General features: G+C 69.6%; 20 protein-coding genes. 2 read left to right on the top strand and 18 right to left on the bottom strand.

The genetic code is table 11. From position 1 onward, the window contains the following. Positions 1–27: 27 nt before the first annotated feature. Complete coding sequence (locus ACOACQ_RS12920; RefSeq protein ID WP_420288422.1) at positions 28–1161, bottom strand: FAD-dependent oxidoreductase; 1134 nt, start codon at positions 1159–1161, stop codon at positions 28–30. Further along, entirely contained in the window at positions 1158–2186 is a 1029-nt protein-coding gene (locus tag ACOACQ_RS12915) for an amidohydrolase family protein (RefSeq protein WP_420288421.1), read from the bottom strand. Before ACOACQ_RS12915 ends, ACOACQ_RS12920 begins: the two co-directional genes overlap by 4 nt. A gap of 136 nt (positions 2187–2322) precedes the next feature. Between ACOACQ_RS12915 and ACOACQ_RS12910 the strand changes: the two genes are divergently transcribed. After that, positions 2323–3156, top strand: a complete 834-nt coding sequence (locus tag ACOACQ_RS12910) for an IclR family transcriptional regulator (RefSeq protein ID WP_378607426.1) — start codon at positions 2323–2325, stop codon at positions 3154–3156. A gap of 53 nt (positions 3157–3209) precedes the next feature. Here the strand turns inward: ACOACQ_RS12910 and ACOACQ_RS12905 are convergent, their stop codons facing one another. Genes ACOACQ_RS12905 through ACOACQ_RS12895 form a run of 3 tightly spaced genes read right to left on the bottom strand, consistent with a single transcriptional unit; the run spans position 3210 to position 5853 of the window. Continuing rightward, positions 3210–4277 carry an extradiol ring-cleavage dioxygenase gene (locus tag ACOACQ_RS12905; protein ID WP_420288420.1) on the bottom strand — a complete coding sequence of 356 codons (1068 nt, stop codon included), beginning with the start codon at positions 4275–4277 and terminating at the stop codon, positions 3210–3212. Positions 4278–4303: 26 nt separating this feature from the next. After that, positions 4304–5518 carry an NAD(P)/FAD-dependent oxidoreductase gene (locus ACOACQ_RS12900; RefSeq protein ID WP_420288419.1) on the bottom strand — a complete coding sequence of 405 codons (1215 nt, stop codon included), beginning with the start codon at positions 5516–5518 and terminating at the stop codon, positions 4304–4306. Beyond that, complete coding sequence (locus ACOACQ_RS12895) at positions 5518–5853, bottom strand: non-heme iron oxygenase ferredoxin subunit (RefSeq protein ID WP_420288418.1); 336 nt, start codon at positions 5851–5853, stop codon at positions 5518–5520. The genes ACOACQ_RS12900 and ACOACQ_RS12895 overlap by 1 nt, the downstream gene beginning before the upstream one ends. Positions 5854–6004: 151 nt before the next feature. Between ACOACQ_RS12895 and ACOACQ_RS12890 the strand changes: the two genes are divergently transcribed. Further along, entirely contained in the window at positions 6005–7324 is a 1320-nt protein-coding gene (locus ACOACQ_RS12890) for an aromatic ring-hydroxylating oxygenase subunit alpha (RefSeq protein ID WP_378607413.1), read from the top strand. 63 nt (positions 7325–7387) lie between these two features. Here the strand turns inward: ACOACQ_RS12890 and ACOACQ_RS12885 are convergent, their stop codons facing one another. The 13 genes from ACOACQ_RS12885 to ACOACQ_RS12825 all read right to left on the bottom strand — a co-directional run bounded on the left by ACOACQ_RS12885 (position 7388) and on the right by ACOACQ_RS12825 (position 18468). After that, a complete protein-coding gene (locus tag ACOACQ_RS12885; protein WP_378607410.1) occupies positions 7388–8059 on the bottom strand; it encodes a dienelactone hydrolase family protein in 672 nt (223 codons plus the stop codon). Positions 8060–8099: 40 nt separating this feature from the next. Continuing rightward, positions 8100–8906: an SDR family NAD(P)-dependent oxidoreductase gene (locus ACOACQ_RS12880; RefSeq protein ID WP_378607407.1), complete on the bottom strand. Its 807-nt coding sequence runs from the start codon at positions 8904–8906 to the stop codon at positions 8100–8102. Then, the gene (locus ACOACQ_RS12875) at positions 8903–9415 is read right to left on the bottom strand and encodes an aromatic-ring-hydroxylating dioxygenase subunit beta (protein WP_378607404.1); all 513 of its coding nucleotides are present in this window, start codon (positions 9413–9415) and stop codon (positions 8903–8905) included. The genes ACOACQ_RS12880 and ACOACQ_RS12875 overlap by 4 nt, the downstream gene beginning before the upstream one ends. 118 nt (positions 9416–9533) lie before the next feature. After that, positions 9534–10709 (bottom strand): thiolase family protein, encoded by a 1176-nt coding sequence (locus ACOACQ_RS12870; RefSeq protein ID WP_378607401.1) that lies wholly within the window; start codon positions 10707–10709, stop codon positions 9534–9536. Next, the gene (locus ACOACQ_RS12865; protein WP_420288417.1) at positions 10709–10996 is read right to left on the bottom strand and encodes a hypothetical protein; all 288 of its coding nucleotides are present in this window, start codon (positions 10994–10996) and stop codon (positions 10709–10711) included. Before ACOACQ_RS12865 ends, ACOACQ_RS12870 begins: the two co-directional genes overlap by 1 nt. Positions 10997–11001: 5 nt before the next feature. Continuing rightward, positions 11002–11781 carry an enoyl-CoA hydratase/isomerase family protein gene (locus tag ACOACQ_RS12860; RefSeq protein WP_420288416.1) on the bottom strand — a complete coding sequence of 260 codons (780 nt, stop codon included), beginning with the start codon at positions 11779–11781 and terminating at the stop codon, positions 11002–11004. Positions 11782–11794: 13 nt separating this feature from the next. Beyond that, positions 11795–12778, bottom strand: coding sequence for a zinc-binding dehydrogenase (locus ACOACQ_RS12855; protein WP_420288415.1), 984 nt, complete (start codon positions 12776–12778; stop codon positions 11795–11797). Next, the gene (locus tag ACOACQ_RS12850) at positions 12775–13728 is read right to left on the bottom strand and encodes an LLM class flavin-dependent oxidoreductase (RefSeq protein ID WP_378607388.1); all 954 of its coding nucleotides are present in this window, start codon (positions 13726–13728) and stop codon (positions 12775–12777) included. The genes ACOACQ_RS12855 and ACOACQ_RS12850 overlap by 4 nt, the downstream gene beginning before the upstream one ends. Further along, the gene (locus tag ACOACQ_RS12845; RefSeq protein WP_420288414.1) at positions 13725–14927 is read right to left on the bottom strand and encodes an epoxide hydrolase family protein; all 1203 of its coding nucleotides are present in this window, start codon (positions 14925–14927) and stop codon (positions 13725–13727) included. The genes ACOACQ_RS12850 and ACOACQ_RS12845 overlap by 4 nt, the downstream gene beginning before the upstream one ends. A gap of 16 nt (positions 14928–14943) precedes the next feature. Beyond that, on the bottom strand, positions 14944–16605 hold the full coding sequence (locus tag ACOACQ_RS12840) for an AMP-binding protein (RefSeq protein ID WP_420288413.1): 1662 nt from the start codon (positions 16603–16605) through the stop codon (positions 14944–14946). Between the two features lie 110 nt (positions 16606–16715). After that, positions 16716–17108: a hypothetical protein gene (locus ACOACQ_RS12835; protein ID WP_378607373.1), complete on the bottom strand. Its 393-nt coding sequence runs from the start codon at positions 17106–17108 to the stop codon at positions 16716–16718. Between the two features lie 70 nt (positions 17109–17178). Continuing rightward, the gene (locus ACOACQ_RS12830) at positions 17179–17397 is read right to left on the bottom strand and encodes a hypothetical protein (protein WP_378607370.1); all 219 of its coding nucleotides are present in this window, start codon (positions 17395–17397) and stop codon (positions 17179–17181) included. 3 nt (positions 17398–17400) lie between these two features. Continuing rightward, on the bottom strand, positions 17401–18468 hold the full coding sequence (locus tag ACOACQ_RS12825; RefSeq protein ID WP_420288412.1) for a peptidylprolyl isomerase: 1068 nt from the start codon (positions 18466–18468) through the stop codon (positions 17401–17403). Positions 18469–18471 lie beyond the last annotated feature (3 nt).

Raw genomic sequence — 18471 nt, 5'->3', positions numbered from 1 at the left:
GGCGGTCACAACGAGCGGTTCCAGCGACTAGAAAGGCGGAGCGGCGAGCCCGGCGGATGCCCGCCGGAATGCATCCAGCTCGATCTCCAGACGCCGGGGATCGCGGATCTGGGCCACCAGGTTGCGCCGACCGAGGCTCGCCGGGGCGGCGTCGTCGAGGAAGTGCCGGCGACGTTGCTCCGCCCACCGGGCGACCGCATCGTCGGGGTCACCAGCCAGCGCGCTCGTGAGAACCGGGGCCAGGGTGGCGGCATCGCACCAGCCCGACAGCGAGGTGTGTCCGGTCATCGGATGGGTGACGTGGGCCGCGTCGCCGACCAGCACCACCCGACCCGAGCGGTACGACGTGGCGCTCCGCTGGTGCATCCGGGCTGCGGACCACTCGAGGACCTCGGGCCGGGTTCCGGTCACTTCCTCCAACACCTCGACGACCCGCTGCTCGACGGCAGACTCCTCGTGCGACAGGGACTCCTGGAAGAGATACCGCCATGTGTGGTGGCCGGCCCGCTCGACGACCGCACCCCGGTGGCCGTCGATCTGGAACGTGGTGTCGGAGTACCCCATGGCACCGAAGTCGTGGCGCACCAGCGCGACGACGCAACGCTCGGTCCACGTCGTGCCCTCGAACGCGAGGCCGGCGTGGCGTCGTACGGCGCTGGCCGGACCGTCGGCTCCCACGACCCAGCGCGCACGCAATGACTGCGGACCGGACGCGCCCCCGTCCAGGAGGAGGTCGACGGTCTCCTCGTGCTGACGCAGGGTCTCGAGGTGCACGTCGTCGATGACCTCGACGTTCGGCAGGGCGAACAGCGCCGCGCGCAGGATCCCACGCAACGCGGCGGGTTCCAGGCGGAGGTTGAACGGGAGTCGCACCTCGGGACCGAGCTCGCGGACGTCGTACACATGACGCTCACCGGTGGCCAGGACGTGGAGTCCCCAGTGCGCGGTCGCCTCACCGGCGAGGAGGGCGTCGTCGAGGACGCCGAGCCCTTCGAGCACGGGGAGCACCGACCAGTGGTGAACGGCAGTCCAGGGCAAACGCGGCGCAGGGACCGTGTCGAGCACCGTGACGTCCACCCCGGATCGGGCGAGCCCGAGTGCCGTCGCGAGGCCGGCGGTGCTTGCCCCGACGACCGCGACGTCCGTCGTCCGCGACGTCACGCCGGCACCGCGGATCGGCGGAGCAGGTCCAGTCCGTTCGTACGGAACACCCGTTGGGCACCACCGGTTCCGAGAGCGCCGTCGAGTTCCGCGCCGGCGAGCATGCCCCGCGCTTCCGCCGTGAGCTCGGGGAAGAAGGGGTGGTCGGTGCCGAGCACGATGCGATCGGCACCGAACCGGTGCACGAGGATCCGCAGGTGCTCGGGGTCCAGGACCAGGCTGTCGACGTACAACGACCGGACACGTTCGTCGATCGCTCCCGGCGAACGGCCCTGGAGCAGCTCGGCACCCAACCGCAGCCGGGGATAGGACCACGCGAACCCGCCACACCCGTGCGCGAGCACGACGCGAAGTCCGGGGAAGCGCTCCAGGACACCGCCGAACACCAGCGCCCCCGCGGCAAGGGCAGTGTCGGTGTGCATGCCGAGTCCGAAGTCGTAGGGCTGGCCCGAGCGTCGAATGGTCCCGGACCCGCCGTCCGACGGATGCACGAAGACGAGCGCCCCGAGCGCCTCGGCTGCCTCGAAGAACGGCAGCAGCCGGGGGTCGTCGAGCTCGAGGCCCGCGACGCGTGCGCCGATCTCGACTCCAGCAAGCGGCTGCGCTCCGCCCATCACGTCCGCCAGTACGGCGACCGCGCGGCCAGCGTGGAGCAGCGGCACCGTGCCCAGCCCGGCGAGACGACCGCCGCTCCCGGCGACGGCGCGGGCGATGGACGCATTGGTGGCTTCGGCGTATGCCGTCGCTGCACCGGCATCGTCGACGTAGGGGAAGGTGACCGGGACCGGCGAGATCACCTGGAGCTCGACGCCCGCGGCATCGAGGTCCCGCAGCCGCGCGTCGACGTCCCACAGCGAGGGACGGACGTCGCGGAACGGACGGTCGCCGATCAGGATCCGGCCTCGTTCACCGGAGTCGACCACCAGTCGCGGCCAGTCGCCGGGCTCCTCGGCGGCAGTGAACACGTCGGTGCCCATCCAGTGGGCGTGCAGGTCCACACCACCGGTGAGCTCGCCCGCGTCCATCCCGACACGGTGCCCGCTGGGAGCCGATCCGGCAGGAGGGATTTCCGGGGACCGGAACGCAGGGCTGCCGCGCGCGACCGCGCAGAGGTACAGTGACGAGCATCACGGCAAATGGTTGGACCAAGGGGGTGGGCCCGTGACCCAACAGGTGATGTCGGAACCCGAACAGGACGCAGGAGCCGCTCCGGCCGCTCCGGCCACCGAGCCGCCGAGCATCCTGACCAAGGCCTTCGACCTGCTGCGTGCGTTCAACCCGCACGAGCGGGTGATGACGCTGAGCGAGCTGGCTCGCGCCGCGGCGCTGCCCAAGTCCACGGTCCACCGCCTGCTCGCACGACTCGTCGAGCTCGGTGCCGTCGAACACCACCGGTCCGGCTACAAGATCGGTCTCGGCCTGCTCCAGCTCGGTGCTGGCACGCCGGCCGGCTACATGCGCGACCTCGGCATGCCGCACCTCGGCCAGCTGCACCGCTGGAGCTCGGCGACGGTGCACTTCGCCGTGCTGAGGCAGTTCGACGTCGTCTACCTGGAGAAGCTCGCCACGCGTGAGTCCCCTGCCTCCATCACCAGCATCGGCGGCCGGTTGCCGGCCAACTGCACCGCGATCGGCAAGGCCCTGCTGGCCCACGAGAACTTCGACGACCTCGCCGACTTCCTGCCCAACCCGCTTCCGGGCATGACCACCCGGTCGATCACCGCCGTCGACACCCTCATCGCCGAGCTCCGCAAGGTCCGCGACGCGGGCATCGCCCGCGAGGAGGGCGAGGCCCAGCCGGGACTGAGCTGCATCGCCGCACCCGTCCTGCTCAACGGCTTCGCCATCGGCGCCGTCTCCCTCGGTTTCGCGACCGGGACCGAGCTGCCCCCGCAGGCCGAGCGGGCCCTCACCCTGACCGTTCGCCGCATCGCCGAGGACGTCGACAACGGACTGGCCGAGGGCCGCGAGCACTGGTTCCCCCGCGAGATCTGACCTACCGGGTCTCGAGACGGTTGCTGCGCAACCTCCTCGACCAACGAAGGGCCCTACCGGAACAGGGCGAAGGCCTTGTTGGAGTTGAAGATCTCGGTCACGACCCAGTCCGACCAGGACAGCTCCAGGCCGAGCTCGGACATCGCCCCGAGCAGGCAGAACCAGTTGAGCATCTCGTGCTGGCCGGAGTCGACGACCTGACGGCTCGTACGGGCGTTCCACGTGTCGTAGTCGCCAGCGAGCATCGCGTCGTAGAGCGCCTGGTCCGAGGCCGTGTCGGGACGGAGGTGCCACCCGGCGTCGTACAGGAAGGCATGCGACCAGCTGGACGAGGCCACCAGTGCGACCCGCTTGCCGCTGGCGGCGACCGACCGGCCGACGGCACGGCCGAACTCGAAGCAACGCTTCGGGCTGGGGCCCGGCGGGTCGAGCTGCTCGCCGGCGTTGATCTCGGCGAACCTGGCGATGCCGCCCTTGCGGGCGATGACGTGCTCGCCGTAGCAGTTCACGGCCATCGGCACGACCGGGTACGGGAACTTCGCGCCGACGTTGTCGTAGTCCAGGAACAGCTGGGTGTTGCCGAAGGCATGGGGGAAGTAGATGCCCTGGCGCGGCTCGTAGGAGTAGGCGACGTCGATGCCGTCGTTGAGCACGTCGATGGTGACCTGCTTGGCGAACTGGGGGTCGCCCTTCATGGTGAAGGTCGTGTCGGCCGGCAGCCCCCACACGTTGGGCACCTTGAGCTTCTGGGTGAGCACGCCGAAGGGCTCCACGACCGTGTCGTCGTAGGCGAGCATGCAGAAGGACGGAATGACCTCCTCGCGGAAGTTCTCGTACTGGTCGTCGCCCCACACGAGGAGCACGTCCGGCTCGAACTCGTCGATCGCCTCGCGGCAGATCCGCATGTCCTCCAGCAGGCGCGCCCGGTGCGCGGCAGCAGCGGCGGTGCCGCCGTCGTCGCCCCATTCCTCGCGGGCCAGGTCGCTCCAGGCCGCGCGGTCCTTGAACTCCTCGGGGATGTCAGGATCCTTGAGTGCGCTCTTGAGCAGGTTCGCCATGTGCTCGTCGGCTCCGGCGAGCGGGGGGTAGTGGGTCAGCCCCACACCAAGTACGTCGGCCACGTCGATGTCTCCTTCGATGGTGTTGTTCAGGCCGAGGTGGTGAGCAGCGACTGCTCGACCTCGGTGACGGGTGCGCCGGCGCCGATCGCCTTGCGCACCTTCATCAGCAGACGGGGGTCGTCGACGACCAGCGCCCCGACGATTCGACCGTCCGGGGCGGCGTACAGCGCGACCAGGTCGCCGCTCGCCATGCCGCCGTGGAAGACCGTGGCCTTGCCCTCGGACGGGCGGCCCACGATCTGGATGCGGTGACCGTACTGGTCCGACCACACGTAGGGCAGCGGTGCCGCCGGCCGCGGTCGGCCGGTCAGGTGGGCGGCCATGATCTGCGCGTGGTCGCCGGCGTTGGTCCAGTGCTCCATGCGGATCGGCCGGTCGTACGACGGGTGCGGCCAACGGGCGATGTCACCCACGGCGTACACGCCGGGGAAGCCGAGGACCTGGAGGTCCTCGTCGCAGTCGATGCCGTCCTGGACGGGCAGTCCCGAACTTGTCAGCCACTGTGTCGCGGGCGTGGCACCGATGCCGACCACGACCATGTCGGCGGCCAGTTCCGCACCGTCGTCGAGCCGGACTCCGACCGCTCGGCCGTTCTCGGTCAGCACTTCGGCGACGGTGCGGCCCGCGCGCAGGTCGACGCCGTGGGCCCCGTGGACCGAGGCCACCTCGGCGCCGACCTCGGCACCGAGGACGTGTTCGAGCGGAGCAGCCTGAGCCTCGACCACCGCGACGTCCATGTGCCGGGCGCGGGCCGCCGAGGCGAACTCCGCGCCGATGAAACCGGCACCGACGACCACTGCGCTGCGGCCGGCACCCATCACGGCCTGCAGCGCGAGTGCGTCCTCGAGACGACGGATCACGTGGACGCCGGCGACGCCTTCGGCTGCCGGGAGGCGGCGGGCCTCGACGCCGGTCGCGATCACCAACGCGTCGTACTCGATCTGCTCGCTGGTTCCGTCGACCTCGATCGTGAGGACCCGGGCGGCCGGATCGAGAGCCACCGCCCGTTGGCCCAGGCGGAGGTTGACGTCGAGGGACGCCACCTCGGCGCGCGTCAGCAGCGGGACCGGTTCGTCGGTCGCGTTCGCGAAGAGCATCTCCTTGGACAGTGGCGGCCGGTCATAGGGCAGGTGGGACTCGTCCGAGACGAGGACCAGCCGGCCGTCGTACCCGGCCCGGCGCAGGGCCTGGACCGAGCGGACTCCACCGGTCGAGCCACCGACCACGACAACGGTGCGCATCAGAGCACGTAGACCTTGCCGTCGTCGACGACGACCTCGAAGGTGGCCAGGGCGACCGTGGCGGGGAAGCACAGGGCCTCGCCGCTGCGGATGTCGAAACGTGCCATGTGGAGCGGGCAGACGACCTCGTTGCCCTCGAGGTCGCTGTCCTCGCCCAGGGACCAGTCCTCGTGGGTGCACGTGTCGGCGGTCGCGTAGTAGGCGCCGTCGTCGTTGCGGTAGACCGCCACGGCCACCGTTCCGGGCCCACTCCGCGGCACCGTCATCGACTCGCCCGGCGCCAGCTCCCCGTCGTTGCAGGCAAAGCGCCGCTCGACCGTCTGCACACTCTCCATCGGACTTCCTTCCATCTCCGGAGTCCCACTGTCGTCAGCGTGCGGGCCGGTCACCACGGCCCGTTCCGGCGTCCGGAACCACGCGATGCCCTACCGCTGCGGTTGCTGCACGGTGATCGCAATCCACTCTCAGAGACAAAGGAGTCGTCCGGTGTCCACCTACGTGAACGACGACCGTGAGACGCCGCGCTTCCAGGTGAACCGCGCGACCATGGTCGACCCCGAGGTCTTCGCGCTGGAGCGCGACAAGATCTTCAACCACACCTGGCTCTACATCGGCCACGAGACCGAGCTGAAGAAGAAGAACGACTACAAGACCCGCTCGGTCGCGGGCCGGCCGCTCATCTTCGCCCGCGACGCGAAGGGGGAGGTCAAGGTCTGGATCAACTCGTGCCCCCACCGCGGCGCGATGTTGTGCCGTGAGGACAAGGGCAACGCCCGCTTCCTCACCTGCTTCTACCACGGGTGGAGCTTCAGCACGGCGGGCGAGATGGTCTCGATGCCGAGTGACGAGTCCTACGGCGAGAACTTCGAACGTCCCGGGCTGGCGTCACCGGCGAAGGTGGACTCCTATCGCGGATTCGTCTTCATCAGCTTCGACCCCGACATCGTGGACCTCTCCACCTACCTCGCCGGCGCGAAGGAGTACCTCGACCTCGTCTGCGACCAGTCCGCGGTCGGCATGGAGGTCCTCGACGGCACCCACGAGTACTCCATCAAGGCCAACTGGAAGCTGCTCGTCGAGAACAGCATCGACGGCTACCACGCGGTGTCGACGCACCAGCGGTACTTCGAGATGGTGCTCGCCGCGCGCGGCAAGCTCGACCCGAAGGCGCTCGGCGACTCCCGGGGCATCGACCTCGGCAACGGCCACGCCGTGGTCGCGGGCGCACCCGCCACCGAGGGGCTCTTCGGCCGACCGCTGTCCGACGCGGGTGCCGCCGAGCGCGAGGCCCGCTTCGAACAGTTCGCCGAGACCTACGGACCCGGTTGGGTCGACCGCATGAAGGGCAACCGGAACCTGGTGATCTTCCCGAACCTGGTGATCGTGGACCTCGTCATGGGTGTGGTCGTTCGCAAGATCGACCCGATCACCCCCGACTACATGGAGGTCACCGCCTGGGAGCTCGCGCCGCCCGAGGAGGGCGACGAGCTCCGCAAGCAGCGCCTCGACAACTTCCTCACCTTCTGGGGTCCCGGCGGCCTGGCCTCGCCCGACGACGTCGAGGCGCTGGAGACCTGCCAGGTGGGCTTTGGTTCGGCCAGGGAGCTGGTCTGGTCCGACATCTCGCGCGGCATGAACAAGCCGGTCTGCAACACGACCGACGAGCTGCAGATGCGCACCTGGTGGCGCCGCTGGAACGAGCTGGTGACGGGCGAGCAGCTCCCCGCCGAGCCGAAGGCCCCGCTGGACGCGACCTTCACGGCACCGCGACAGGAGCGCGCCCCGGTGACGTCACCCGCGTCCTGACAGCAACGCACGAAGGCCGCCCCGCAGATCTGCGGGGCGGCCTTCGTTGTTCCGTGCTGCCGTTCAGGCGGCGCGCGACTGCCGCTCCCGCCACGACACGGCGAAGGGGGTGAGCCGGGCCGCCACGCGGGCGAGCAGCCACTCGACCGTGCGCTGCCATCCGTCGTACGACGCAGAGAAGCTGATGCCGTCCTCGGTGCGCCGGTGGAAGTCGGCCCCGACCCCGGGATAGACGACCACCCGACTGAAGATGTCTGAGCCCTCGTCGAGGACCTTCTGGAGCCGGACGAGCTCTGTCGCCGTCACATCGCCGGCGCCGGCCCCGAACAGGCCGAGCCACGGCGTACTCAGGACCGGTTCGGCAGCGACCGATGCGACGTCGGGAACGGGCGACAGGCTGACCGCGGCACCGAACTGCCGGGTCCGGGCCAGGTCGAGTGCGAGCGTTCCGCCTGCACCGATACCGACGATCCCGATCTGCTCGGCAGACCACCCGCACATCTTCGCCCGCGCTTCGGCGAGCGTCTCGACACCGGGCGAGACCCGCAGGGCGAGCGACTCGAAGCCCTCCATGGCGAAGGTGTTCATCGCCTCGATGACCTCGACCTCCGGGGTGGCATCGTCGGTCAGCAGCACGATCAACCCCCGCTGCGTGCCCCCGAGCCGGATCTCGAGTGCGGGCACGCCGTCGGCCAGCTCGGTTCGACTCGGTTCGATCAGGATCACGTCGGACATGTCTGCCTCCGGGGGCTCAGTTGGTCAATCAGCTCGTCGTTCAGTCGGTCGGGTGCGGGATCCACGGCCAGTACTTGGCCGTCGCGCCCGCATCCACGGTGATGTTGGTTCCGGTGACCATCGCCGACTCGTCGGACGCGAGGTAGACGACGGCACCGACGTAGTCGTCGGGAGTGGGCAGGCGCCCGAGCGGCAGCTGCGCCACGAAGTCGTTGCGGTACGCCGAAGGGCGGGCCAGCAATGCCTCCATGGCCTGCCGTGCTTCCGGGTCGGTCGGCGCGGTCGCCGTGGGGGTGAAGCCGTTGACGCGGATCCCGTACTGCGCCAACTCCATCGCGGTCGACCGGGTGAAGTTGATCAGCCCGCTCTTCCCGGTGGAGTAGCCGACGTTGCCGGGCTGGCCCTGCCAGGCCGCGGTCGACAGCACATTGATGATGCTGCCCTCGCGCTGCTGCTCGATCATCGAGCGGCCGACGGCCCGGGTGAAGAGGAAGGATCCACCCAGGATCACGTCGAGCTGGCGCCGGAAGGCGTCGTACTCCATGTCGAGGACGCCCTGCTGCTGGAAGAACACCGCGTTGTTGACGAGGATGTCGATGCCACCCCAGCGCCCGACGGCCAGGGCCACGGCTGCCTCTGCGTGCGCGGGGTCGGTGACGTCACCGGAGAGGTGGATCGCGTCGCCTCCGGCGTCGATGATGCGACGGGCTGAAGCGGCGGCCACCTCCTCGGACAGGTCGGTGCACAGCACCACGGCGCCCTCCGCTGCGAGACCGGCAGCGAGGGTGCCTCCGATGTTGGGGCTCGCGCCGGTGACGATCGCGACCTTCCCCTGCAACCGGTTCACAGGATGATGCTGACCTTGCCGTGCGGACGCAGGGCGGACAGATCGAGCACCGAGCGGCGGACGAGGTAGCGCAGGGCCCCGGTCTCGTCGCGCTCCAGGACGTGGCGGTAGCAGCCGACGTACGTGTCGAACGCCCCGTTGCGCATCCGGAAGACGGCGAAGTTGGCCCGGATGTGGACCCGGCCCTCGTCGTCCGCCCCGGCAACGACGTTGCTGATCATCCGGCGGGTGCGCGAGTGCGGGTACTCCGCGTGGGCCGAGCGCTTCATCAGCGAGCCGATCCGCTGCTCCAGCAGGAACCTGTCGTCCTGGACCATGAAGAGGTCCCGGCCGGGGTCGCCATCGGGCAGATCCGTGGACGGCACGAGGTACTGCCCCTCCGGCAGGAACAGCTCCAGCCACTCCGGCAGCCGCCAGTCGTCGAGGAGGTCGGCCTCCTCGTACAGGAAGTGTTCGGCCTCGGCCGAGAGCGCTGCGTCGTACACGGCGCGGAAGGAAGTCGTGGTCACGTCGGTCTCCTCGGGTCTGGCCGTCCCGGCGCGGCCGGCGGCACCCTCAGGTTGCCGCGTCGGCCGACGCCGGTGAACCAGGCGTTCCGGGGTCCGGAACCGACCGGACTGGTCGGCGTCAGACCCGCCGGAACAGGGCCGCCAGCGCCTGCCCACCGCCGATGCACATCGTGACGATGCCGAGCTCGAGGTCACGGCGCGCGAGGTCCTTGGCGACCCGCAGGGAGAGGATCGCGCCGGTCGCGCCGACCGCGTGACCGAGAGCGATGGCGCCTCCGTACGGGTTCACCTGCTCCGACGAGAGCCCGGCGTCACGGGCCACCGCCACCGCCTGGGAGGCGAACGCCTCGTTCAGCTCGATGATGCCGATGTCGGAGGGCTTGGTGCCGGTCTTCTCGAACAGCGACTGCAGCGCCAGAACGGGGGCGTAGCCCATCAGCTCGGGCTCCATGGCTGCCGTGGCGACCGCCTCCAGCGCCACGAGCGGCCGCAGCCCGCGCTCGGCGACTGCCGACTCCCGCGCCAGCACCACCGCTGCCGCTCCGTCGTTGATGCCCGAGGCGTTGCCGGCCGTGACCGTGCCGTCCTTCTGGAAGGCCGGGCGCAGCCCGGCCAGCGTCTCGATCGTGGTGTCGGGCTTGGGGTGCTCGTCCTCGGTCACCGTGTACGGCTTCCGGCCGCCCACCTCGACAGGAACGATCTCCTCGGCGAAGACCGCCTTCGCCTCCGCGGTCGCCGCGCGTCGCTGCGACTCGAGGGCGAACTCGTCCTGCTCGACGCGCGAGACGCCGTACTTCGCCGCAACGTTCTCGGCCGTGATGCCCATGTGGACACCGTGGAAGGGGTCGGTCAGCATCATCACGGTGCCGTCGACCAGGGACCGGTCGCCGAGCTTGTAGCCCGCCCGCGCACCGAAGTCGTAGAACGGCATCCGGGTCATCGACTCGTCGCCACCGGCAAGGGTGATGTCGAGGTCGTTCCAGCGCATCTCCATCGCGGCCGACCAGATCGCCTGCAGGCCCGATCCGCACAGCCGGTTGACGGTGTAGGCCGGAACGCTCTTCGGCAACCCGGCAGCGATCGCAACGCGACGGGCGTTGTAGGCGTCGGGACCGACCTGCCCGATGCAGCCCATCACCACCTCTTGCACGTCCTCGGCGGCGACGGCGGACCGCTCGAGAGCGGCCCGCGCCGCTGTGGCACCGAGCTCGAAGCCCGGGGTGTCCTTGAACACGCCGCCAAAGCTGCCCACCGGCGTCCGTGCGCCGTCCACCAGAAGAATCCGGTCGTTCATCACCACTCCTCGATCACCTTGTTCTTGCAGTCCCGGCACATCTCGACGCCCGGAGCCGACCCTGCGGGCAGCGGGAACGGGAGGTCGAGGATCCGTCGCCACGAGTAGGCCCACACACCACAGGCGGTGGTCAGCGTGCCCATCTCCTTGGCGTGCGCCAGGGAGACCGGAAGCGTCACCAGCGTGCCGCCCTCGTTACGGTGCTGGACGAACGCCGCCGTCACGTACCAGGGCCCACCTCGCAGGCGCCATCTCGTCGGCGCTTCAACTCCTGCGGTCACCGCCATGGGGATCACCTCATCTTCCACAGGGGTGCGCGCTTCTCGCGGAAGGCCGCGACGCCTTCCCTGATGTCTTCGGTCGTGAAGGCCAGCGCGAGCTGCGACTGCAGCGCCGTGAGCGCAGCGTCGAGACTCATGTCCCTGGTCGCATTGATCGCGTCCTTGCCCAGGCGCATCAGCAGCGGCGACTTGGCTGCCAGGCGATGAGCCCAGTCCCGCACCGTGGCGTCGAACTCGTCAGCGGGCACCACGACGTTCACGATGTCGAGGCGCTCTGCCTCGGCCGCGTCGATCGGTTCACCCAGCATCATCAACTGGTTGGCACGCATCCGCGGGACGTTGCGATAGATCAGCGCGGAGATCATGAAGGGGAAGACGCCGACGTTGATCTCGGGACAGCCGAACCGAACGCCCTCCTTGGCGATCACCAGGTCACAGGCCAGCGCGAGGCCGAAGGAACCAGCCAGGACATCGCCACCCGCCGCACAGATGACGGGCTTGCCCAGCCCGCCGATCAACCCGTAGAGCCGGGGGAAGCGGTCGAGTCCGGCGTACTTCTCGATCGTCGGCGCATCGCTCGCGAAGGCCTTCAGGTCGCCACCCGCGGAGAAGATCCGCTCGTGGGACGATCCGAGGACCACGACACGTACGCCGGCGTCGTCGCGGGCCCCCGTCAGCGCGCCCAGCAACTCGTCGAGCAGCGCGTCGCTCAGCGCGTTGCGGGTCTCGGGTGCATCCAGGGTGACGTAGGCGACCCCGTGGTCGTCGACCTCGTAGCGGACCTGGCTCATCTGCGCTCCTGGCTCAGATCTCGAGGACGACTTTGCCGAAACCGGCGCCGGACGCGAGGTAGGTGTGGGCATCGGCGGCGCGGTCCAACGGGAACGCGCGGTCGATCACGGGCGGGGGTACGTCGTGCTCGGCCATCAGGCCGAGCAGCCCGGCGAAGTCGTGCGGGCTGCCCATCGTGGTGCCGAGCAGGTCGTACTGGCCGAAGTAGAACGGGCGGATGTCGATCGGCGCCTGTTCGGCGCGGCTCGCGCCGAGCACGACCAGCCGGCCACCGGGACGCAGGGCGCGAATCGACTGCGTCCAGGTGCCCACGGAGTCGAGCACCACGTCGAAACCCGCCCCACCGTTGAGTTCCCGCGCGTCCTCCGGCCAGGAGTCGGCCCCGCTGCCGTCGTACCGGACCCCTCCGGCGGCGCCGATGTTCCGCGTCTGGTCGATCTTCTCGTCGGCCGAGGAGGTCACGACGACGCGAGCACCCACGGCAGCAGCGAGCATGACCGCCGTGGTGGCCACGCCACCCCCGGCGCCGAGGACAAGGAGACTCTCGCCCTTCTGGAGCCGGGCACGGGAGAACAGGGCGCGGTAGACCGTCAGGCCGACCAGCGGCAGTGCGGCCGCCTCGGCCCAGCTGAGGCCGGTGGGCTTGGGCGCTATGCACTCGGTCGGTACGGCGACACGCTCCGCGTAGGTGCCGGGACGGTGGTCGCCGAGGATCTCCCACTTGCTGCCGGGCGCGGACTCGTCGCCTCCCCACCACAGCGAGGGCAGGATCACGACCTCCTCGCCGGTGCTCAGGTCGATGCCGGCTCCGTCGGCACCGGGTGTGTGCGGCAGCGGGGAGGAGTACTTGCCCTCCCGGACCAGGACGTCGTGCCAGTTGAGTGCCGCAGCGCGCAGCTCCACCACGGTCCATCCGTCCCGGGCCTGCGGGTCGGGGCGATCGGCGAGGCGCAGGACATCCGGGGCGCCGTAGGCCTCCTGGATGATCGCCTTCACGAGACCGACACCAGTGAGCCCAGCCGATCGCGGACCTGGCCCGAGAGCTCGATCGCTTCGTCTGCGGAGTCGGAGATCGGGATCAGCGTGATCGTCCGCGCACCGCCCTCGATGTACGGGGCGATGAACTCGGCCACGTCGTCCGGCGTTCCGGCAGCGCTGATGTGCTGGAACTTCTCGGGAGGAAGGTTGTAGAGGGAGGACATTGCCCCGCCCAGTGCCTCGCGTGCCCGATCGGCGTCCTCACCCAGGCCCACCCAGATGTTGAGGCCGGCAAAGGTGGGGCCGGTGCGGTCGCTCTGCTCGAATCCGTCAACGATCTGCTGGTGGGTGGACGCGTAGCGGCGGGCCGAACACCACATGCCGAGCCAGCCGTCGCCGTACTCCACGGTCCGTCGGACAGCGACGTCGCCGCCACCACCGATGACGATCGGGACACGCGTCTCGGGCGCCGGAAGGATGCTCGCGCCCTCGAGCTGGAAGAACTCGCCGGCGTGGTCGATCACGTCGCCCGAGGCGAGGCGACGCAGCAGTCCGAGCGTCTCGTCCATCCGACGGCCTCGAGACGCCGGGTCCACGCCCATGTTGGTGACCTCGCGGCGGTCCTCGCCGGCAACTCCGACGCCCAGGGTCAGACGGCCCGGCGCGAGCTGGCTCAACGTTGCGATCTGGCGCGCGGTGCCCATCGGGTGCCGCAGGCCCGCGAGGTAGACGCCCATCAGGACATTGAGGCGCTCGCTGGCAACCAGCGCCGCTGTCGCCGCGACGAAGCCGTCGAAGCCGACCCCGCCGTGGAAGCTGATGTGGTCGCCGACGGTGAGGTGGTCCAGGCCGACCTCTTCCATCCTGGCGAGCAACGCGCGGCGACGTGCCGGGTCGGACACCAGGAAGTCGTCATTGAGGGCGATGCCGACCTCGATCTCGGAGTTCATCTGGCGATGCTCGCTCATTGTCGTCCACCTTCACAACTATTGGTCTGACCAAAAACTGGAGAACTCTCCAACCCGGCAAGGACCCCGGCGAACGCCTGGACCTCCCTTGCAAGGAGGCCCGGCACCTCGGCCGCGGCGAAGTGTCCGCCGCGGTCCAGCTCGCGCCAGTACCGCAGGTCCCGGTACTGACGTTCGACCGCGGATCGCGGGGGCCGGATGATCTCGCCCGGGAAGATCGAGCAGCCGGCGGGGACCTCGACCGGCGCCAACTGGCTGCGCCAGTTGACCTCGCGGTAGAAACGGGCAGCCGAGGCGCCCGTCGCCGTCAGCCAGTAGATCGAGACCGTGTCGAGGACGTCGTCGCGCGACAACAGCGAGGTGCCGTCCGGCCCGGTGTCCGACCAGGCCCACAGCTTCTCGACGATCCAGGCACACAGGGCCACGGGCGAGTCGACGAGGGCGTAGCCGATGGTCTGTGGGCGCGATCGCTGCAGCTGCGCATAGGCATAGCCGTCCTTGCGGTAGCGGTCCTCGCGCTCGAGGCCGCGCCTCTCGCTCTCGGACGCTCGAGCGCGGTCCTCCTCGGTCGCCATCGACACCGGAAGGGTGAGGTGAATTCCGCGCACGCGATCGGGGTGCCGGCGGGCGAGGGCGGTGCTGACCACCGCACCCCAGTCGCCGCCATGGGCGACGAAGGTCGGATACCAGAGGGTGTCCATCAGTGCGGCCCACGCGTCGGCCGTCCGCTCGATCCCCCAGCCGGCACTGCTCGGCCGCTCGCTCCAGCCGTAGCCGGGCAAGGACGGCGCGACGACATGGAAGGCCTGCCCCTCGACCGGGTCGGTGAGGAGCGAAATCAGGTCGAGGAACTCGAAGCAGGTGCTCGGCCAGCCGTGGGTCAACAGCAGGGGTACGGCGTCCGGCCGGCTCGAACGAGCGTGGATCGCGTGGATCCCCAGACCGTCGATCTCGACCCGGACCTGCGGCACGGAGGCCAGCCGCTTCGCCAGTCGGTCCCAGTCATACCCGTCACGCCAGTGGACGACCAGGTCCTGGAGATCACTCAGGGCGGGCCCCTGCGCCCCGCCGGGCTCGGTCGCCTCTTCGGGCCACCGAGTGCGCGCCAGCCGTTCCCGGAGGTCGGCGACCTGACGGTCATCGACCTCCGGGACGAAGGGCTGTGGCAGGCCTGTCTCCGGCAGCGGCAGGACGGGCATGGCGGGTGTCGAACGATCAGGCGTCGACGGGAGCAAGCTTCGACGCGATGTCGGCGCGCAGCAGGTGCTTCTGCACCTTGCCCGTCGCCGTCATCGGCAGCGTGTCCACGATCTCGATGCGCTCCGGGAGCTTCGGGGTCGCGACGTTGTGCTCGCGCAGGTAGGTCGTCAGCTGCTCCAGCGTGATCTCGTTGCCCGCGGCGGCCGGGACGACATACGCGCAGACCTTCTCGCCCAGGCGCTCGTCGGGCATGCCGACGATGGCGACGTTGGCGATCGCGTCGTGGGCGAGCAGGTGCTCCTCGAGCTCCCGGGCGCTGATGTTCATGCCGCCGCGGATCACGATGTCCTTGAGGCGCCCGGTCACCCGGACGAAGCCGTCAGCATCCATCCGACCGAGGTCACCGGAGCGCGAGAAGCCGTCCGGCGTGAACAGCGCCTCGGTCTCCTCGTCGTTGCGGAAGTACTCGATCATGTGGCTCGGGCCGCGGTAGGAGATGTCGCCCTCCTCGCCCCGTGGCACCTCGTGCCCGTCAGAGTCGACGACCTGGATCGCGGCACCGTCGAGCGCGGACCCGTCCGAGCTGGCCGACCGGGAGGCGTCGTCCTTGACCGTGCACATGGTCGTCAGGAAGTTCTCCGAGCGACCGTAGAGCGAGAGCGTCTGGCAACCGGCGAACAGCTTGCTGGAGGCCTCGACGACCGAACCGGGGATGGGCGATCCCGCGCAGACCCACAGGCGCAGGCTCGACGCGTCGTGCTTCGCAGGGTCGTAGGCACCCATCAGCATCTGCAGGAACGGGGTCGCGGTCACGGCGGCGGTACAGCCGTGCTCCTTGATCAGGTCGTGCGCCAGCACGGGGTCCCACGACTCCATGAGGTACGACTTCGCGCCTGCCAGCAGGGGCAGCAGCACGCTGGTCACCAGACCGGTGCTGTGCGTGATCGGGGAGGGACCGAACTGCACGTCGTCCTGGGTGTACTCCAGGCTCTTCGCAATCGCGGCCGCGCTGGACCGGACAGTGTTGAACGAGTGGAAGCAGCCCTTGGGGCGCGACGTGGTGCCCGACGTGTAGACGATGAGGAAGCCGTCGTCCGGCGACGAGTCGGTGCCGAGCTCGGCCTCCAGGTCGGCGACGTCACCCTCGACGAAGAGGCCGGACAGGGGACTGCCGTTCGTCGAGTCGTCCGAACGCGCCACGAACAGCTCGCGCACGCCAGGCGCACCAGCACGCAGCTCGGCGAACATCGCGGAGTGATCGAAGCCCTTGAACTCGCCGGACGTGACGGCGATGGAGGCCCCGGAGTGCTGGAGGACGTAGCCGACCTCGTCGCCGCGGTAGATGGTCATGATCGGCACCAGGATCGCGCCGATGCGGGAAGCCGCTGCGGCGATGATCGGGAACTCGACCCAGTTGGGCAGCTGGACCGCGATCCGCTCACCGCGCTGGAGGCCGGCCCGCTTGAGGCCGACGGCCATGCGCAGCACGCGGTCGGCGTACTCACCGAAGGTCAGCGTCGTGGAGACGTCAACGAGGAAGGGGGCGTCGGGGGTCGCGGCCGCCTGTGCCGTCACAAGGCCGTAGAAGCTCGATTCCTGCCAGTACCCCTGGTCATAGAACGACGCGATGTCCTCCTCGGAGTACCGATCGCGAACCGTCTTCAGCTGCTCAGCCATTCCGTAGCCCTCTTCCCAAGTGCGAGATGCACATCACACGATGTACGTCGCAGAATATAATGGTCAGTCCTTTAATGCAATGGGCTGTGCGACGCCCGGCACCCCACGTACTAGGACGTCGCGCTCGCCGTGCGGGAGGCGTCGAAGCCGGTCCGCGCGAGCCCGACGGCCACGCCGGCGAGGACCGCCACGACCGTGGTCAGGAACAGCTGCAGCAACGGCAGTTCGCCTGCTCCCGCCCGCACCAGGGGAATGATCATGAAGTAGCTGCCGACGGCCGCGACCGGCGCCTGCCGCCAGGCGAGGACCGGCGTTCCGCGCGGTGTGGCCGCGACAGCAGCGACCACGAAGGCGACCACTGCGACGAGCGGAAGCCACACGTAGCCGAGCGGCTCGACGAACTGGGCCACGGCCGGATGCACGAGCCCGCCGACCAGCAGGATGCCGAACCCGCGGAAGGCACCACGGATCACTGCGGCGTATCCGAGGGCGCGAGTGCTCATGCTCGGAAACCTAGATAATCACGCTCGCCGGGGCATCGCCCCTGGGGCGGATGCCCGTCACCCGAATGGATCAGACGACGGCGAGGACGGCCGCTCCGAGGAGCACCAGCCCCGCCAGGTAGCACGCGAAGGCACCCCTGCGCAGCGACCGGATCTTGCGCTCACGCTCGTAGACGCCGTAGTGCTCCGGCACCAGGACCAGGGCATTGGCCCGCCCCCAGTAGCCGAGCGCCCAGACCCCAGCGCCCACCAGCGCGAGCACCGCGGCGTGCAGCAGTTGCTCACCCATGGCTCAGTCCCCAGGGGTCACATCGGCCTGGTCGATGTCCGGAACCGCGCCCGGGTCGTCCGGCAGGTAGGCATCGGCGTAGGTCACCTCGTGGTCGGCAATGACGTCCGCGAGCCATGAACGCCACACCTTCAGGGACTTCTCGGCGAGAACGGTCTGGCGCAAGGCGTCGCGCAGCTCGGCGTACTTCGCCGGGGCCGCAGGGAGCTCCCTCTGGACCTTGCCCACGTTCCATCCCGACTCGGTCTGCACGGGTCCGAACAGCCCGCCGACGGGCGCCTTGAATGCCGCCTTCGCGTAGGCATCCTCCAGGTTGTCGGCAGGAAGGACACCCAGGTCGCCGCCGCTGTCGCGCGTCGCGGAGTCGAGACTGGTGGCCTTCGCGACCGCCGCGAACGGCTCGCCGGACCGGAGCTGGCGCAGCACCTGCTCGGCGGCACCGCGGTCGGCCACCACGATGTTGCTCAGCTTCCGACGCACCGGTGTGGCCAGCTCCTCCTTGCGGTCCTCGAACGTTTCCTTGAGCTCGGCCTCCTCGGCCGACACATCACCGGCGACGTCGTCGAACAGCTTGGAGACCAGGAGCTGGTCCCCGATCTCGCCGCGGACCTGGTCCTCGGTGGCGCCGAGCTCCCCGAGCGCCGCGACGAAGGCAGTGCGTCCGCCGTCCGGGTAGCGCTGATCGATCAGGCCCTGGAGCGTCTCGTCGATCTCCTTGGCCGCGATCACGATGCCCCGCTCCTTCGCTTCGTCCTGGAGCATCAGCTGGACGGCCATCGACTTCGCCGCATCGCGGAGGAAGTCCGACTTCTCCGACTCCGTCTCCGGAGCCTGCACGCCGTAGAGCGCCTCCAGCGCATCGATCCTGCGGTCGACCTCGTCAGCGGTGACCACCTGGTCACCGAGTCGGAACGCCGCGCCGTCCGGCAGGTCGTCGCGCTGGACGAACCACCACGACGCCGCACCGGCAACGACCAGGACGAGAGCGACCAGGACGGCGAGCGTGCGGCGGTCCGTCCCGCGAAGGCGGTCGGCCCAGCTCGTGGTCGTCTCGACCTTCACGACGGACACGGT

The organism is Nocardioides sp. CPCC 206347, from assembly GCF_048654605.1.
Taxonomy (GTDB): Bacteria; Actinomycetota; Actinomycetes; order Propionibacteriales; family Nocardioidaceae; genus Nocardioides.
Note: the sequence above shows the minus strand (reverse complement) of the source record. Positions and strands in the feature narration are given on the sequence as shown.

Excerpts from the sequence above, each read along its gene's own strand:
- ACOACQ_RS12830 (WP_378607370.1), bottom strand. The coding sequence starts at position 17,397 with ATGGGTGAGCAACTGCTGCACGCCGCGGTGCTCGCGCTGGTGGGCGCT.
- ACOACQ_RS12895 (WP_420288418.1), bottom strand. The coding sequence starts at position 5,853 with ATGGAGAGTGTGCAGACGGTCGAGCGGCGCTTTGCCTGCAACGACGGG.
- ACOACQ_RS12900 (WP_420288419.1), bottom strand. The coding sequence starts at position 5,518 with ATGCGCACCGTTGTCGTGGTCGGTGGCTCGACCGGTGGAGTCCGCTCG.
- ACOACQ_RS12870 (WP_378607401.1), bottom strand. The coding sequence starts at position 10,709 with ATGAACGACCGGATTCTTCTGGTGGACGGCGCACGGACGCCGGTGGGC.
- ACOACQ_RS12850 (WP_378607388.1), bottom strand. The coding sequence starts at position 13,728 with ATGAGCGAGCATCGCCAGATGAACTCCGAGATCGAGGTCGGCATCGCC.
- ACOACQ_RS12915 (WP_420288421.1), bottom strand. The coding sequence starts at position 2,186 with ATGGACGCGGGCGAGCTCACCGGTGGTGTGGACCTGCACGCCCACTGG.
- ACOACQ_RS12845 (WP_420288414.1), bottom strand. The coding sequence starts at position 14,927 with ATGCCCGTCCTGCCGCTGCCGGAGACAGGCCTGCCACAGCCCTTCGTC.
- ACOACQ_RS12840 (WP_420288413.1), bottom strand. The coding sequence starts at position 16,605 with ATGGCTGAGCAGCTGAAGACGGTTCGCGATCGGTACTCCGAGGAGGAC.
- ACOACQ_RS12885 (WP_378607410.1), bottom strand. The coding sequence starts at position 8,059 with ATGTCCGACGTGATCCTGATCGAACCGAGTCGAACCGAGCTGGCCGAC.
- ACOACQ_RS12860 (WP_420288416.1), bottom strand. The coding sequence starts at position 11,781 with ATGAGCCAGGTCCGCTACGAGGTCGACGACCACGGGGTCGCCTACGTC.
- ACOACQ_RS12865 (WP_420288417.1), bottom strand. The coding sequence starts at position 10,996 with ATGGCGGTGACCGCAGGAGTTGAAGCGCCGACGAGATGGCGCCTGCGA.
- ACOACQ_RS12835 (WP_378607373.1), bottom strand. The coding sequence starts at position 17,108 with ATGAGCACTCGCGCCCTCGGATACGCCGCAGTGATCCGTGGTGCCTTC.